A 15,467-nucleotide genomic window follows, 5' to 3' on the forward strand; every position below is an offset into this window, starting at 1 on the left:
CTTGCAGTCATCGGTGTGTCCATACATCTGTTGTTTATTTCTATTATGTTTTAGGCATTAAACCTGAACGACACCCAAAACAAATAGAAATGAGAACTACTTTTGTTTGAGTCTATTTTGATGAATAATGAGATCCCCTTTTATCATGGGTTAACCAAGTGGAACGTATTGTCATTGGTCATCAAGATGTAGAACCATTATTTCATCATCAAAGTACTGGTTTAAAATTTAAGGTTTGTAATCCCGCTGGTGCCTTGAGTTTTTACTCTAAGCACTTGTCCGACGATGTCGCATTTAGTCGCAATCAGGTCTTTTTTAAGCAATTTACTCGTATTGAAAGAAGCAGTCTGTTAGGGGCATTTTATGTGTCTATTTTCTTTATGCAAAAAGGAATATCACACTCTAAAATGCAGAGTTGGAAACACCCCGAACATTTTTTCGCGGGTAAATTTTGTTTAAGTTTTTCACCGGAATCATGTGGCTTTTCAGAGTATGCTGCTCATCAACTAAATCTCAGCTATGGGCTTCATATTAAACTACCTTATTGGCGTAATTTTGTTTTACAAGATGAGCGCTTAGGTTTGCACAAGTTGTTTCAAAATATTCTTAACCCTAGCCCTGAACCAATATTGTTGTCTGGAACGATTAACTCACATATCACGCAATTACTCACTTATTGTAATCAAACTCAAGATCTTACTCGTGACCATGATGAACTGATTCAAGACTTGCTTAGTGCTGTATTAGATGAGATTGCAATTCGCTATTGTATCGATGAAAGTCGACTTGTGCTTAATTCACAGGACATACAAAAATTACAAATGGTGAAATACATATTAGAGCAAGAAATGCAGGAGCCACCTTCATTAAAAAACTTAGCTCATCGTGTTGGCTTAAATGACTTTAAACTTAAAAAAGGTTTCAAAACCATCACCCAACAAACGGTTGGTCAGTATTTACTTAGTCTGAGAATGCGCAAAGCAGCGCGCCTTATGCTCGAATCTAATCACCCCATTATTGATATCGCGGGACAAGTTGGATGCAACAATCATGGGCATTTTTCAGTGGCTTTTAAAAAATACTTTGGTCAAAGCCCTCGGTCTTATCGCGCTTAAACGTGGTCGATTGAGAATAGAGTATCATTCCCCCTCCGATAATCCCTTTTTGAGTAGTTCGGTCTTCTGCCCTTGTTTACCATTTAATTCGATTAAATCAATTTCGAGGTAGACTGTGAATAAACAAATCAAACTTTTCCCTTTATTGTTAGCTAGCATGCTATGCGCCGCGACCATGCAAATTTTTGCCGTGGTGATCGGCCCTATCAGTCGAGCGCTGTCTATGCCTGAGTGGCAAAGCGGCCTGATGGTCACAATGGCCGGTTTTGTTTGGTTAATGACTTCGCGAGCATGGGGAATAAAAAGTGATCGTTTAGGCCGAAAGAAAATTCTACTCTGGGGCTCTTTAGGTTTAACTCTAAGTTACCTTGGTTTGGCCATTTTTACGGAATATTCGTTGCAAAATCACAACGAAATTTGGGTGATGTTACTGATTTTTATTGTATTAAGAGGCATGATGGGGGGATTTTTTGCAGCCATTCCGGTTGCGAATAGCGCACTCATCGCCGATCACTATGAACCAGCAACTCGAGGGCCCAAAATGGCATTGCTGGGTGCATCCAACGGCTTTGGTTTGGTTCTTGGCCCACTCATGGCGAGTTTTATTGTTGGCGATGGTTTAACTCACCCCTTATTTCTCGGTGGGTTTCTAGCAATGTTAGCCTTACTCATCGTTTATTTTGGCCTCCCTCAGACACAAGTGATAAGCGCAGCCCCCAAAGCGACCGTTCGCTTGTTTGATCCTCGTTTACGCTTACCCATGTTAAGTGCATTTATTAGTATGAGTTGTGTGATCACTTGCCAAATCGTAGTGGGATTCTTTTGTCTTGATGTGTTGCACCTAGACAATCAATCTGCGGCTAAAGTATCGGCACAAGCGATGGCCTCTGTAGGAGTTGCACTTATATTCACCCAAATAGTCATTACAAAGTTAGTTTATATTCAGCCGAAAACGTGGTTAAGCACTGGGACATTAATCGCTGCGATAGCCATGGTATTGATGTTTTGGGTCTCGACTCCCATTCACCTTATGGCCGTGTATGCCCTTATTGCAGTGGGGCTAGGCATGGTATTTCCTTCTATACAAACTTTAGCGGCTAATGCAGTGACGAATTCAGAGCAAGGGGTTGCGGCAGGAAGCCTAGGTGCGGCGCAAGCGATGGGGACTTGCCTTGCGCCACTCGCTGCGACTCTCATTTATACACTCTCTCCTTCTCTGCCCTATTTGCTATTTGGCTTGAGCTTAGCGGTATTAAGTGTGTTTTCGTTTTATTCCGCAACAGATACTTCTGCAAAGGAGATGTTAGAAAATTAATGACGAATCGTTCATCCATCCCTTTCATTCGCTTTTCTTCGCGACTCAAAACGCAAAATGATGGCTATATTTTTAGTAAACCGTGCCAGCTGCTATACGCTGGCTTCGATTGACCAATGATACAGCCGACCAAATCCCTACTCGATGAGAACAGCCAGCGCTCACTAAATCAGGATGGATGATTCATGGTTTTACGATGCTGGGGAGAGTCTAGCTTTCAAGCTATCTGAACAGGCATCATGAATTCTTAATAAAGAGGGTTTCGCTAATTGCCATATTGCGGCTCAGTTAATCTTCAATGACTCTGAATTATCGGGTGATTACTGAAACTCATCACCTTGGTTTGCGAGCGTTTTACGACCACACTTCTGGCAAACCAAATAACGGTCTATGAGATCCAGTGAAGCACCAACAGGGCTGGCTTGGCCAGCAAAAAAACCTTCGATAAAGGCTTTTATTTGTTCTTTTTTAGTCGTGCCATATTTGGAAGGTTTTTGTTTAAGTAACGGTTGATGCTCAGTTTGTTCACCACATGCCTGACAAAATTGGGTTAACATCTATACACTCCTAGCAGCATATCCCCCCTTAAGCTATGAACGGACATTCATAGCAAAGGCGCAAACCACCGAGGGGAACCAATGATTAATTATGAATTAATCATTAGAAGCTCATGACAGATAAAAAGCAAGATAATACCTTTAATCATCAAATATATAGAATTTTTTTATAGGTTTGCTCATCCCCTCAAGCGCAAGCAATAAGGCGCTCACATCACTAGGGTCATGCCAAGCTTAGCCAGCGTTTAGTCAAATGATTGAAAATAAGTCCTAAATCCATCAGCCAGAGCCTCAAATACCCGCACACATGGCTGGCTGTTACGCAGGTCTTCATGCATGGTGACCCATACATCCATCTTTAGCTGAAAGGCTTCGGCTAAAACAGGCACCAATTTATCATCACCTTTTGCCAAAATCGCCTGACAGATCCCGATGCCAGCTCCTGCACGAATCAACGCTAATTGTGCGAGATCACTGTCACAACTAAAAGCGAAGTTTTCTCGGTCAAGCTCTGGCGGTAAACTTTTAGTCAATTTACGAATAAAATCACTCAATGAATCAAAACCAATAATGGCATGTTGGGCAAGCGCCTCAACACTCTCCGGGTAGCCAAAGTGCTCAAGATAGGCAGGGCTTGCATGTAAAGCTAATACAGAGTGGCCCACTCTACGAGCAACCAGTTGAGTTTGCTTTGGTCGAAACATACGAATCGCAATATCAGCTTCGCGATGCAGTAAGTCTTGTGCTTGGCTCGATAATACCAACTCCAATTTTAAGCCTGGGTACTGCTGCTGTAGTGGTGTAATAATATCCGGCAATAAGGCAACCCCCACCACCTCACTGGCGGTAATTCGAACCACGCCACCTAGCTCCTGCTGTTGACCTGTAGCAACTCGCTCTATTGCTGCAGCGGTGCTCGCCATCACTTCCACCTGGCCGCGTAGTGCTTTGGCTGCATCGGTAGCCAATAATCCGCCCGGAGAACGGATAAACAAGCTAAGTTCCAGTGCCTTCTCAAGAGCGGCAATATGCCGACCGATGGTGGGTTGAGTGGAGTTTAATGCTCTCGCTGCTGCCGATAAGGAGCCCTGCTGTAATACAGCGAGAAATGAACGATAGAGTTCCCAGTCAATATTGCCACTATACATAAATGCATACCTGATCGTTTGTTTTGCTCAATTTCATTTAGCTAACAATAATACTATGCTCTCCCCATCAAATGAATAGAGGTTCAAAACAATGACAAATCAAGCAAAAGTATTAGTGCTCGGCGCAACCGGGGGGATTGGTGGGGAGCTCACTCGACAACTACTTCACGCAAACTGGCAAGTGTGTGCCATGACCAGAAACTTAAGCCGCGCCAAGCAATCACAAGCAGGTGTCCAGTGGATGAAAGGTGACGCACTGAATGCAAGCCAAGTCGAAACTGCAGCCCAAGGCTGTGACGTGATCATTCATGCGGTAAACCCTCCTGGTTATAAAAACTGGGAAAAATGGGTACTCCCAATGTTAGACAATACCATTGCCGCAGCAAGAAAAGTTGGCGCAACCATCGTATTGCCCGGCACCGTTTATAATTTTGGCCCAGAAGTATCTTTACAAATTGATGAAAACACACCGCAGCACCCGCAAACGCGTAAGGGGCGGATCAGAGTCCAACTAGAACAGCGTTTATTCAACTATGCACAAAATGGCGGTCGAGTCATCATTGTTCGCGCTGGAGATTTTTTTGGTGGCCAGCCGGGTAACAACTGGTTTTCCCAAGGACTCATCAAACCTGGCCAAGCGGTAAGCACAATCAATAATCCAAGCCAAAAGGGAACTGGCCATCAATGGTCTTATATACCTGATGTTGCCCAAGTGATGCGACAACTATTAGAACGTCGTCACCAACTTGAAGCCTTCGCGGAATATCATATGGCTGGACACTGGGACGCCAACGGCCGCCAAATGGTGGAGGCCATTCGCGATGTAGTTCTTCAACATAGTGGTAAAACAGCCAATATCCGCAGCTTTCCTTGGGGAGTAGTCAAGCTTATTAGTCCTTTTAATGCCACCATGAGAGAACTACTAGAAATGCGCTATTTATGGCAACGGCCACTTCAGATGAATAATAGCAAACTGCTCGCAGAGCTCGGTGAAGAAGCTCATACACCACTAGCCTTAGCGGTAGAACAGACTCTCATTGGCCTACAATGTTTACCTGCCGCCGCTCCAACTTAAGGAATGTTCATTGAACAAGGCTGTCAAAGTTATCCGAGACCGAGTTATTCGAGACAGCCATCTTAAGGCTTAGCCATCTTAAGGCTTATATTCATCCGCCACCATCAAGCGATATAAATCATCTCTCATCCGCATAAAAGCAGCCTGATGCTGAAAATTGCAATCTTAATACACGTTTTTACGACGAAAATCTGCAACAAGCGAGACGGAAGACACAGCTAGCCTAGATAACCTGAATCACTCGCGAGTCAATGAAATTTAACCTGTAAGTTCTTAACCTAGATCCAGCCAGCGCTTGGCAGCTGCCATGCCTTTAATTCGTTGTTGATTGTGCTCTCGCTTATAGCGTTCTAGTGAATGCCCAGCCCCAACCACGCTGGCGAAGTGATGCTCTAAACCAGTGCTCAAGGCTAACCAGCTTTCTTCATCGATTTGTAAGCGCTGTAAAATGGGCGCTTGTGCATCATCGATATAACCGCGTTTATCTTCTCTGATAACGCGGCCGGTAAGTTCCACCAGTTGCAGGTAGTCTTGTAACTCGAAAGGCAAGCCATTAGGCATGGTTTCTCTGGGGTTACCGACAAAAGGCATTAGCTGCTTGGGTTGCTGACCTTGTTTGGCTTGCTGAATGCGCTGTTTGATACTGGTGTGGTCCGAGGTTTCAGGCGTGCTCGCTATATTTGAGCGAACCGGGTTTAAATCCACATAGGCCATACACGCTGCTAGGGCTGCTTCATCTAAAAGCGCTTGAGATTTAAAACGCCCCTCCCAAAAACGACCGGTACATTGGTCTTCTTTATTGGCAGCTCGAGCAATGTATTCATTCAAATGGCGCATAAACCAGCTTAAATCAAAAAGGCGAGTCCGATAGACTTCTACTGTTGCACTGATAGCCTGTAGTTGCACCTCACTTAACTTCGGACGTAACTCAGAATTAAGATACATTTGAGTCAGTAAGGTGCCTTGGTGCAAACAATGCCAGCGTTCTAAGACTTCATCCATGGACCAGGCTTCGGCTTTGGCCTTATCGATGTGCAATACCACATGGGTATGATTGCTCATAACTGCATAAGCACAGACATCAATGGCAAACACCGCAGTAAGTTGCAATAAATAGTCTTCCACCCACTGGCGTCGGTGCTCATAACTCTTGCCCGTTTGCTTATCTTCGCCACATAAAAAAGCCCGCCGAACACAGCGGGAAACACAGTGATAATAAGATGTATCCGATAAGCTCACTTGCGACTGTCTTGACCGAGGCATGGCAATAACTCCAAAAAAAACACTATTGATAGTTTAGGCTATTACCGAGATCTGGCTAGTTGAGATGGCTGTCTAGTTATTTGCTCCAAGACTTCATCCATGGACCAGGCTTCGGCTTTGGCCTTATCGATGTGCAATACCACATGGGTATGATTGCTCATGACAGCATAGGCACAGACATCAATGGCAAAAACCGCAGTAAGTTGCAATAAATAGTCTTCCACCCACTGGCGTCGGTGCTCATAACTCTTGCCCGTTTGCTTATCTTCGCCACATAAAAAAGCCCGCCGAACACAGCGGGAAACACAGTGATAATAAGATGTATCCGATAAGCTCACTTGCGACTGTCTTGACCGAGGCATGGCAATAACTCCAAAAAAAACACTATTGATAGTTTAGGCTATTACCGAGATCTGGCTAGTTGAGATGGCTGTCTAGTTATTTTCTTCTAGTTATTTGCTCCGATCGCCGGATATATGTCAGCGAACCGATCTTCAATCAGGAGTTGCAAAACATGGGGTGTCCATAAATGTCTCAATAATTCTTTTAACTGGCTATTACTCAAGAACTTTTACGCCTTCCATTTGTGAAATAGTAATATATATGCTCGGCTCTAAAGCCAATACCGAATGATCTGTACTCGCGCTAATAAGAACAAAATCATTTGCGGCATAAATTTCTGAGTTGATTTGTAAACGGCCTTCAAGAACATATATTTGTTCCCAGCCAGGATGATTGTGCAACGGCAGCTCTGCATGAGCTTCAAATTTGAGTATTGCCGTTCTACCATTTTCAGTTTTCTCTGATAACCAAAAAAATTCAACACCAGAAAATGGAGTTTTTGACCATTTTATATTTTCGTTCATACGAGGGCATATCATATATTTTCCTTACATAATTATTAGTGGATATAAGAGGATGGTAAGACAGAAAAAATTCCTAGAATTTATAAAATTTGATTGCCTTTGAAGGCTTTGTAAGTTAACGCTGAATTCTAACGAACCCCTCAGAATTTCTAGTAAATTCAATATATTAGACGCACACCCGTTGTTTGATCTAATTAATTTCGTCAAAACAAATTCTATCTAAACCTACACGGAGGCAGTCAGGATGCGCGAAATTCAAATCCTACACCAAATGCTTATTGAGCTAGGTCGGAATAGTGTGGTAACTCGATACAGCAGCCAACAAACGATGAGGCATTAGAGCAATCTGTCGGTTCGGTCCACAACCAGATGTAAGCACTGACAGGCTAAGTGCTGAGGAATCCACTTAATCACTAAAAGGCAAGCTCAACTGTGCCGACTCTGTTTGCTGCTCGTAAGCTAAACCAATATGTAAGCCAACTAAACGCACCGCTTTGCCCTTACCGCGCGCAAAGGCTTGATGAAACAGCTCCACTAAGGTTGATTCATCAATCTGTTGGCACTGCTGCTCCTTGGTAGTTTGCTGAAAATCGGCGAATTTTACTTTTACCCCTAACTTATTCATCTTAGCCTGTCGTAAATGTTGCTCGCTACGCCGCCGTAACTCGGGTAACAAAGCCAGTAAACGCTCAACTACTAAGCTTTTATCTCGCTCATCTTGGGCAAAAGTTCGTTCTACCGCCACCGACTTACGTTTACGGTCATTACTTACGGCTCGCTCATCGATCCCTTGACAACGCAACCATAACATCTCACCAAACTTACCAAATAAAGTCTGCAGTTTATCGCGTTTGGCACGACGAATATCTCCGCCAGTATATAAGCCATGGTGATGCAGCTTTTCAATACTCACCTTACCAACACCCGATATTTTCTCTAGGGCGAGTGTTTCAATAAATGCCGAAATCTGCTCGGGTTTAATCACATATAGTCCGTTAGGCTTATTCAGGTCGGACGCAATTTTTGCCAAAAATTTGACCGGCGCTACACCAGCCGAAGCGGTTAATCCGGTGCAGTTATAGATATCTTGGCGAATTTGCTCAGCAATTAGAGTCGCCGAACCATGACAAGCCTCACACGCACTCACATCAAGATAAGCTTCATCGAGGGATAAAGGTTCGATCACTTGAGTATAAGTGGCAAAAATAGCCTGTACTTGCCGGCTGACCTCTCGGTACAAACTCAGCCGCGGCGGCACTAAAACCAATTGGGGACACAGTTGTAGCGCTCTATGGGTTGGCATTGCAGAGCGAATACCATATTGACGGGCCAGATAATTACAGGTTGTTAATACGCCTCGACCGCTACTCAAGCCACCTACGGCTAAAGGAAGGTTCGCGAATTCGGGTTGCTCACGCATTTCTACCGCAGCATAGAAACAATCCATATCCACATGAATGATTTTACGATTCATTAAAGTCATAAGTAAGCAAATACGCCACAACAACTGTATATAAAAACAGTATAGTTATGCGTTTACCAAATACAAGCCTTTCCTCATAAGAAATCGCTCATCAGGGTAATTTGAGCTAGCCTCGATGCACCACCTTAAGTAAGATTAAAATTATGAGCAAAGAATAATAAGGCATTATTGTGAGTCAAGCGCAGATCAGCCAGTTAAGCATTTACCCCATAAAATCAACCTTAGGGATTGATTTAAATCACGCTTACGTAGAAGAACATGGCCTAGCATTCGACCGACGTTTTGTGGTTTGCTTACCCGATGGCAAACAACTAACCGCCAGAACTCACCCCAAGTTAGCGCAAATCCACAGTGTTTTACGGCCTGAAGGCTTATATCTGGAAGCTCCTAACATGGCAGGGGTAAACATTAAATACACCGATTTTTCAGATCATTATATTCCAGTAAAGCTTTGGCAGGATACGGTTCAAGCACAACATTGCCATAACGATTACGATCATTGGTTTAGCCAATATTTAGGGGAAAACTGCCACCTAGTATTTTTTGGGGAACAATCTCAGCGTATGGTCAAAAAGCGGGATAGTCAGGTCGCGTTCGCCGACGCCTATCCCCTATTGTTAGTGTCTGAAGCCTCATTAGAAGATCTCAATTCACGCAGCCCAACGCAACACAATATGGCTCAATTTAGACCCAACCTAGTGGTCACAAACACTGCTGCATTTGCCGAAGATGGCTGGAAACGTTTTCGTATTGGAGAAGTGGAATTTGAGGTGCAAAACCCTTGTTCGCGCTGTATTTTTACAACCCTCGATCAAGCCCGTGGAGAGTTTCATCCGCAAAAAGAACCACTATCAACACTCGCTAAGTATCGTAAGGGTAACGATGGAAACGTTTATTTTGGACAAAATGTGGTGGCACTCAATCATGGTAAGATCAGTCTGTATGACACCATAGAAGTACTAGAAACCAAGACGCCAGAACATTATCCCGAGCAAATCAAAAAAACACAATCCAGCCCAACAGTGACTACAAATTGGCAAGCGGGACAAAGCCGCTTACTCAAGTGTATTGCAATACGCGAAGAAACTCATGATGTAAAAACTTTCATTTTGGAGGCTCCAGAGGGCAACATCTGCCATTATCAAGCAGGCCAATATATAGGCATTGAGCTGGAGATAGACGGCAGCCCAGTACACCGAAATTATACGCTGTCGAGTTCTCCTAGTCGCCCCTTAAGCTTAGCAATAACCGTTAAGCGGGTTTCCAACGGACTGGCATCAAATTGGTTACATGACAACTTGAAGCCAGGTATGCAACTCAAAGCCTTAGCCCCTACGGGCGACTTTCATTTACCCGCCAGCCCAAGCAACAAATTATTACTGCTGTCAGCTGGCAGCGGCATCACCCCGATGCTGTCGATGCTGCGCTACCTGAGTGACATCAACAGCCAGCTAGATGTGGTGTTCCTACACAGTGCACATAGCGAACAAGATCTGATCGCTCGAGCCGAACTAGAAGTGCTCGCTCAACAAATGCCACACTGCAGTATTCGTTATAGTTTAAGCCAATCCGTTCAAGGCACTTGGCAAGGCTATCAGGGCAGACTCAATCGCGGGATGTTACTCGATATTGAAGATTTAGAACTACGCTCGGTATTTGTCTGTGGTCCACAGGGCTTTATGGACAGCGCAAAACAGCAGTTGCTCGCCTTAGGGGTGCATCCCGACGATTATTTGTCTGAAAGCTTTGGCCACCAGATCAGCGACTCGGTGGTGAGTAAGAACATTAATATTCTGTTTGATAGTTGGGATAGTCACGTTCAAGGTAATAATCAACAAAGTATCTTAGAACAAGCGGAACAGGCCGGGCTAAATTTGAACTATTCCTGCCGCGGTGGATTTTGTGGTGCCTGTAAAGTCAAACTAGAAAGTGGTGAAGTAAGCATCCTCGAAGACAGTGGTTTAAACGATGAAGAGAAGCAACAAGGCTACATCCTGAGCTGTAGTTGTATTCCACAAACAGACTTATGTATTACCCAAGCGTAATGTTACGCTAGTTTAGATTTATTTAATTTGTAGTCATTAATAATAGGAAGAATAAATGAAGTTTCTACACACCATGGTAAGAGTAAAAGATCTCGATCAATCCATGAATTTTTACTGCAATTTATTGGGCATGAGCGAAGTCCGCCGTTATGAGAGTGACCAAGGCAGATTCAGTTTAATCTATCTCAGTTGTGATGAAGATATTGAACGAGTCAAAACCGAAGATTCCCCATGTTTGGAACTCACTTATAACTGGCCTGATGAAAATGGCCAATCAGAAACCTACACCGGCGGACGTAATTTCGGACACATTGCCGTATCGGTAGAAAATATCTATGCGCTATGCGACAAGTTACAAAAAGCTGGCGTCATCATCAATCGTCCACCTCGTGATGGTCACATGGCCTTTGTCGTATCTCCCGATGGTATTTCGGTGGAGTTACTACAACAAGGTGAATCACTAGCCGTGCAAGAACCTTGGGCTTCGATGGGCAATACCGGAAGCTGGTAAGCCTGCAAAAAAGTGAGTTTTTTACTCAACATATTTAGTGAGGGGAACGGCCATGCTAAGCCATTTCCCGCACTAAATTATTCAGCGAATAAATAAGCGATAGCTATAATGTACAAGGTGTTGATAAAATAAGCACAAATGGTTTACAAATTAATAAAACACTAACTATGGATGATAGTGACCCGAAAATTGTCGAATTACGTCGGCAAAACCAGCAATTGCGTGAGCAACTCAACGAGAACATCAATTTACTTAATATTGTATTGAACGATAGTGGCTTAGTGCTTTGGGAACAACACATTCCCAGTGGGCGGCTCAGTCTGTATAACTCCGAATACGGTAAAATTTGTGGTCTTTCCGCCAATGAGCAAAAAGCCTACTATAAAAATTGGCAATCCAACCTACATCCCGATGATAAAGATTTTGCGATCAAGGCTTTTGAAGCCTTGATCGCAGGCGAAACAGACGAATACGATGTCGAGTATAAAATGCTGCATAAAGACGGTTCAATTCGCTGGGTGAAAGATCGAGGAACCATTCAAGACTATGATGAAAACGGCCACCCCCTGCGTGTTCTGGGGACACACAGCGATATTACTCAACAACGAATCGCTCACCAACGCTTGGCCAAACTGGCTCATCATGATCCCTTAACCGGACTTCTCAATCGGCATGCCTTTCGAAATCAATTCGAACAATATTGTCAAAACATCGGAGCTGAAGGCGGCACTTTGATGTTCATTGATTTAGATAAGTTTAAACCGGTTAATGACCGCTATGGGCATACTGTCGGTGACCGGATCTTAAAATGCTGCGCCGAACGGATCCAACAACATTGCCCAGAACAAGGGCAATGTGGACGAATTGGAGGTGATGAATTTGCCCTACTGATCCCCTTCAGTGAAGTGAGCCAACTGAAACAATTATCTAAGCGTTTACTCGACGCTTTTACACCAGCCATTGACTACCAACAGATCTCGGTCGCGGTGACCATCAGTATTGGAATGTGTCGCTTTCACCGCCACGATGAACAATTTGAACAAACCCTGCATCGCGCCGACCAAGCCATGTATCAAGTCAAAGATGAGGGTAAAAACAACTTTCACTTATGGGGGTTTAATTCTGAGGCGTAAAGCTTTTTATCCATCGTCGTAAGGGAACCCTGCGCATAGACAACAAAACAAAGGTCAAACCTAAATATATAATGGGCTCAATCCATCCAGACTTCAAAGACCACCAAAAATGAATGATTATCGCCAATGTAACGGGATAGATAAATCCGTGAAGTTGCAACCAGACTCGGCCCAGTTTTTGTTGTATGCGCTTAAATGAGGTCAGGCTTTGAGCCAACAATAATATAAAGGCAAACATACCAAACCATATATAGGGCCGATCCAATACTTCTTGTCCAAACAAGGCCCAATCTAAGCCTAAGTCAAACACCAAATAAGCGAGCATGTGTAACAGCGAATAAAAGAATACATATAGGCCCACTAAACGCCTAAAAGCAAACAACACGGGTAAACGAAAACGCCGAGCAAAGGGGGCTAAACACAGCGTAATCAGGAGTATATTCAGCGCTACATTAGCCAAATAGTGGATCAGGGCTTTGACCGGATCGCCCCCCCACCAGCCATCACTAACCGCTAAAAAACAATAAAGCAGTGGGCTTAACAACAATAAATGTAATAGCACCCGCACTTGCCATTGATGCTTAGCTAAATACTGATTAATTTTTTTACTCACACGTCTCTCACTAAAAATACTTATTTAAGTCCATGCCTTGATAAAGATGAGCGACCTGCTCACTATAACCATTAAACATTTCTGTTTTTATTCGTTTACGCCCTAACAAGCCCGTTGAATCAATCCGCCGTTCTGAAGCTTGACTCCAGCGCGGGTGGTCGGCCAGCGGATTCACATTGGCATAAAAACCATACTCATGAGGTGCGAGTCGATTCCAAGTGGTTGGTGGTTGAGTCTCAAGTAAATGGATTTTAACAATCGACTTAATACTCTTAAAACCGTATTTCCATGGCACAACCAAACGTAATGGCGCACCATTTTGTGCGGGTAGGGTTTTGCCGTACATACCTACAGCCATAAACGTGAGTGGATTCGTCGCTTCGTCAATCCGCAAACCTTCAACGTAGGGATAACGGATCCCTCCGCCTGTAAACGAATTTTTCTGTCCCGGCATTTGCTCCGGATCATAAAGCGTTTCAAAGGCAACATAGCGAGCCGACGACAAGGGCTTCACCATTTTCAGCAGATCGGCCAACGAAAACCCCACCCAAGGGATGACCATCGACCAAGCTTCGACACAACGTAAGCGGTAAATCCGTTGTTCTAAAGCCATTTTTGCCATCAATTTATCTAAATCAAGCGTGAGTTCTTGCTCTACCTCTCCGGTAATTTTAATCGTCCATGGCGAAGGATTAAAGCTGCGGCTATTCTTCGCCGGATCATTTTTACCAGTACCAAACTCATAAAAATTATTATGGCTAGTGGCAGTCGACTCTGGGGTTAGCACATCTTGATGGATCGGTGGAATGTCAATTTTGTTCAATGCTCGACGAACCAATGCCACTGGCTCGGGGTCGTCAGCACTAAACCAAGATGCGCCTGCTACACTCGTAGGCAAGGCCGCACCAGCGCCAATAAAACCTAAACCTTTCATAATATTACGGCGCTGTTTAAATAAAGACTCGGGCGTCACCGCCGACTCTGCTTCTTCCCAGTCACGCTTCATTTTAAACCACATAGCATCTCCTTTTTCTATCAGACCTCGCTTGCGGTAAAAAAATTTCACGAGGCTTAATTTTTACTGGCGATCCGCTTGATGTGCTGATATTCCCCGAACACGGGTAAATCAGTGAGGTAACGGCGCAACATGTCCATCGCAACCGCAGTCGCCATCACCCGCACCACCGAGCGACTCCGATTACTAAGCAATAGTTGCTGGCTAATACAACGGTCGCCCTCCGCGAGGCTAAAACAAACGGTACCGACCGGTTTTTGCTCACTACCACCATCCGGACCCGCGATCCCAGTAATTGATAAGGCAATATTGGCGGCACTATTGGCGAGCGCACCGAAAGCCATCGCTTGACTGGTTTCCATGGACACCGCGCCATATTGTTCAAGTAGTGCCTCGGGAACCCCAATGCTTTGTTGCTTCGCTAGATTGCTATAGGTCACAAAGCCACGATCTAAGTAAGCTGAACTCCCCGCTACAGCCACTAGTTCGGCAGCTAACATGCCACCTGTGCAAGATTCAGCTAAAACTAACTTTTTCCCCGCTGCAACCATCAATTGCTGAAGATGCAGGGCCCAATTGCCTTGATCTTCAGTAAAAATATGTGCTGCAAGTTGCGCTCGCAATAATTGGCTCAAGCGCTCAAATTCAGCGTCTTGGCGAGGATAAAACAGCTTCACCTCAATACTGGGTCGTGATGAACGGTAGCCTAAACGTGCTTCGGACGGTAACTCTAGGGGATCAAAACGGTCACTCAATGAAGACTCTGATAAACCGAAAGTATAAAAACGTTTCACTTCACCATTCGATTCTGGCACCGCAGCTTGCAAACGCGGAAACCACTGCTGCTTGACCATTTTCTTGAATTCACTCGGCACGCCAGGTGTAAACAGCAACTGAGCACCAGCATGTTGTACGATAAAACCACAGGCGGTCCCAATGGGGTTATCGACTAATTCCGCCCCTTCCGGCAACATCGCTTGTTTAACATTACTTTCTGGCATCGCTATGTTTTGTAGTTGATACCACGCTTGCAACTGACTTAACCAGTGCTGATTTAACTGTAAGGGCTTACCGATCAGTTGCGCTGCAGCCTCGGCACTTAAATCGTCAGAAGTCGGTCCCAATCCCCCATTCACCAATACCCAATCACTGCGCAGGGCCGCCTGATGGAGGGCATCGACGATATCTTCAAGCTTATCCGCTACCGTTTGCCGACGGCTAAAACTCAAACCGATATCATTCAGCTCTTGACCACACCATGCAGCGTTAGTATCCGCGATATCGCCTTGGAGAACTTCATCGCCGGTACTGAGCATTTCTATTTTCAT

The 15,467-nt window shown here is 44.4% G+C and carries 14 protein-coding genes and 1 pseudogene; 6 read left to right on the top strand and 9 right to left on the bottom strand.

Annotated elements, in window-relative coordinates; all coding sequences use genetic code 11:
- Positions 1-158 precede the first annotated feature (158 nt).
- Positions 159-1,115, top strand: coding sequence for a helix-turn-helix transcriptional regulator (locus ACRRS0_RS14210; protein WP_432452533.1), 957 nt, complete (start codon positions 159-161; stop codon positions 1,113-1,115).
- A 115-nt stretch (positions 1,116-1,230) separates the two neighbouring features.
- Positions 1,231-2,430: an MFS transporter gene (locus tag ACRRS0_RS14215; protein ID WP_432452532.1), complete on the top strand. Its 1,200-nt coding sequence runs from the start codon at positions 1,231-1,233 to the stop codon at positions 2,428-2,430.
- 320 nt (positions 2,431-2,750) lie between these two features.
- Here ACRRS0_RS14215 and ACRRS0_RS14220 read toward each other — a convergent pair whose 3' ends face one another.
- Both ACRRS0_RS14220 and ACRRS0_RS14225 read right to left on the bottom strand, forming a co-directional pair.
- Positions 2,751-2,987, bottom strand: coding sequence for a hypothetical protein (locus ACRRS0_RS14220; RefSeq protein WP_432452531.1), 237 nt, complete (start codon positions 2,985-2,987; stop codon positions 2,751-2,753).
- A gap of 245 nt (positions 2,988-3,232) precedes the next feature.
- Entirely contained in the window at positions 3,233-4,135 is a 903-nt protein-coding gene (locus ACRRS0_RS14225; protein WP_432452530.1) for a LysR family transcriptional regulator, read from the bottom strand.
- A 91-nt stretch (positions 4,136-4,226) separates the two neighbouring features.
- Between ACRRS0_RS14225 and ACRRS0_RS14230 the strand changes: the two genes are divergently transcribed.
- On the top strand, positions 4,227-5,210 hold the full coding sequence (locus tag ACRRS0_RS14230; RefSeq protein WP_432452529.1) for an NAD(P)H-binding protein: 984 nt from the start codon (positions 4,227-4,229) through the stop codon (positions 5,208-5,210).
- A 273-nt stretch (positions 5,211-5,483) separates the two neighbouring features.
- On the opposite strand, the gene ACRRS0_RS14235 is transcribed toward ACRRS0_RS14230, so the two are convergent.
- The 4 genes and pseudogenes from ACRRS0_RS14235 to dinB all read right to left on the bottom strand — a co-directional run bounded on the left by ACRRS0_RS14235 (position 5,484) and on the right by dinB (position 8,813).
- Complete coding sequence (locus ACRRS0_RS14235; RefSeq protein ID WP_432452528.1) at positions 5,484-6,473, bottom strand: transposase; 990 nt, start codon at positions 6,471-6,473, stop codon at positions 5,484-5,486.
- An 80-nt stretch (positions 6,474-6,553) separates the two neighbouring features.
- Positions 6,554-6,835: pseudogene (locus tag ACRRS0_RS14240) on the bottom strand (transposase); the annotation flags it as partial.
- A 195-nt stretch (positions 6,836-7,030) separates the two neighbouring features.
- On the bottom strand, positions 7,031-7,339 hold the full coding sequence (locus tag ACRRS0_RS14245) for a cupin domain-containing protein (RefSeq protein ID WP_432452527.1): 309 nt from the start codon (positions 7,337-7,339) through the stop codon (positions 7,031-7,033).
- Between the two features lie 406 nt (positions 7,340-7,745).
- Positions 7,746-8,813: a DNA polymerase IV gene (gene dinB / locus ACRRS0_RS14250; protein WP_432452526.1), complete on the bottom strand. Its 1,068-nt coding sequence runs from the start codon at positions 8,811-8,813 to the stop codon at positions 7,746-7,748.
- A 179-nt stretch (positions 8,814-8,992) separates the two neighbouring features.
- Between dinB and ACRRS0_RS14255 the strand changes: the two genes are divergently transcribed.
- From ACRRS0_RS14255 to ACRRS0_RS14265, 3 genes are all read left to right on the top strand, one after another.
- Entirely contained in the window at positions 8,993-10,867 is a 1,875-nt protein-coding gene (locus ACRRS0_RS14255; protein ID WP_432452525.1) for an MOSC N-terminal beta barrel domain-containing protein, read from the top strand.
- A gap of 55 nt (positions 10,868-10,922) precedes the next feature.
- A complete protein-coding gene (gloA, locus tag ACRRS0_RS14260) occupies positions 10,923-11,378 on the top strand; it encodes a lactoylglutathione lyase (RefSeq protein ID WP_432452524.1) in 456 nt (151 codons plus the stop codon).
- 167 nt (positions 11,379-11,545) lie between these two features.
- Positions 11,546-12,511: a sensor domain-containing diguanylate cyclase gene (locus ACRRS0_RS14265; protein WP_432452523.1), complete on the top strand. Its 966-nt coding sequence runs from the start codon at positions 11,546-11,548 to the stop codon at positions 12,509-12,511.
- On the opposite strand, the gene ACRRS0_RS14270 is transcribed toward ACRRS0_RS14265, so the two are convergent.
- Genes ACRRS0_RS14270 through ACRRS0_RS14280 form a run of 3 tightly spaced genes read right to left on the bottom strand, consistent with a single transcriptional unit; the run spans position 12,495 to position 15,467 of the window.
- Positions 12,495-13,124 (bottom strand): protein-methionine-sulfoxide reductase heme-binding subunit MsrQ, encoded by a 630-nt coding sequence (locus tag ACRRS0_RS14270; protein WP_432452522.1) that lies wholly within the window; start codon positions 13,122-13,124, stop codon positions 12,495-12,497. The two genes, ACRRS0_RS14265 and ACRRS0_RS14270, sit on opposite strands and share 17 nt — an antisense overlap.
- 10 nt (positions 13,125-13,134) lie before the next feature.
- A complete protein-coding gene (gene msrP, locus ACRRS0_RS14275; RefSeq protein WP_432452521.1) occupies positions 13,135-14,142 on the bottom strand; it encodes a protein-methionine-sulfoxide reductase catalytic subunit MsrP in 1,008 nt (335 codons plus the stop codon).
- 53 nt (positions 14,143-14,195) lie between these two features.
- Positions 14,196-15,467 carry a CinA family nicotinamide mononucleotide deamidase-related protein gene (locus ACRRS0_RS14280; protein WP_432452520.1) on the bottom strand — a complete coding sequence of 424 codons (1,272 nt, stop codon included), beginning with the start codon at positions 15,465-15,467 and terminating at the stop codon, positions 14,196-14,198.

Source organism: Agarivorans sp. QJM3NY_29, assembly GCF_050870835.2.
In the GTDB taxonomy this organism is placed as follows: domain Bacteria; phylum Pseudomonadota; class Gammaproteobacteria; order Enterobacterales; family Celerinatantimonadaceae; genus Agarivorans.

Coding starts and splice junctions, on each gene's coding strand:
- ACRRS0_RS14220 (WP_432452531.1), bottom strand. CDS start 2,987: ATGTTAACCCAATTTTGTCAGGCATGTGGTGAACAAACTGAGCATCAA.
- ACRRS0_RS14235 (WP_432452528.1), bottom strand. CDS start 6,473: ATGCCTCGGTCAAGACAGTCGCAAGTGAGCTTATCGGATACATCTTAT.
- ACRRS0_RS14280 (WP_432452520.1), bottom strand. CDS start 15,467: ATGAAAATAGAAATGCTCAGTACCGGCGATGAAGTTCTCCAAGGCGAT.
- dinB (WP_432452526.1), bottom strand. CDS start 8,813: ATGAATCGTAAAATCATTCATGTGGATATGGATTGTTTCTATGCTGCG.
- ACRRS0_RS14225 (WP_432452530.1), bottom strand. CDS start 4,135: ATGTATAGTGGCAATATTGACTGGGAACTCTATCGTTCATTTCTCGCT.
- ACRRS0_RS14265 (WP_432452523.1), top strand. CDS start 11,546: ATGGATGATAGTGACCCGAAAATTGTCGAATTACGTCGGCAAAACCAG.
- ACRRS0_RS14245 (WP_432452527.1), bottom strand. CDS start 7,339: ATGAACGAAAATATAAAATGGTCAAAAACTCCATTTTCTGGTGTTGAA.
- gloA (WP_432452524.1), top strand. CDS start 10,923: ATGAAGTTTCTACACACCATGGTAAGAGTAAAAGATCTCGATCAATCC.
- ACRRS0_RS14230 (WP_432452529.1), top strand. CDS start 4,227: ATGACAAATCAAGCAAAAGTATTAGTGCTCGGCGCAACCGGGGGGATT.
- msrP (WP_432452521.1), bottom strand. CDS start 14,142: ATGTGGTTTAAAATGAAGCGTGACTGGGAAGAAGCAGAGTCGGCGGTG.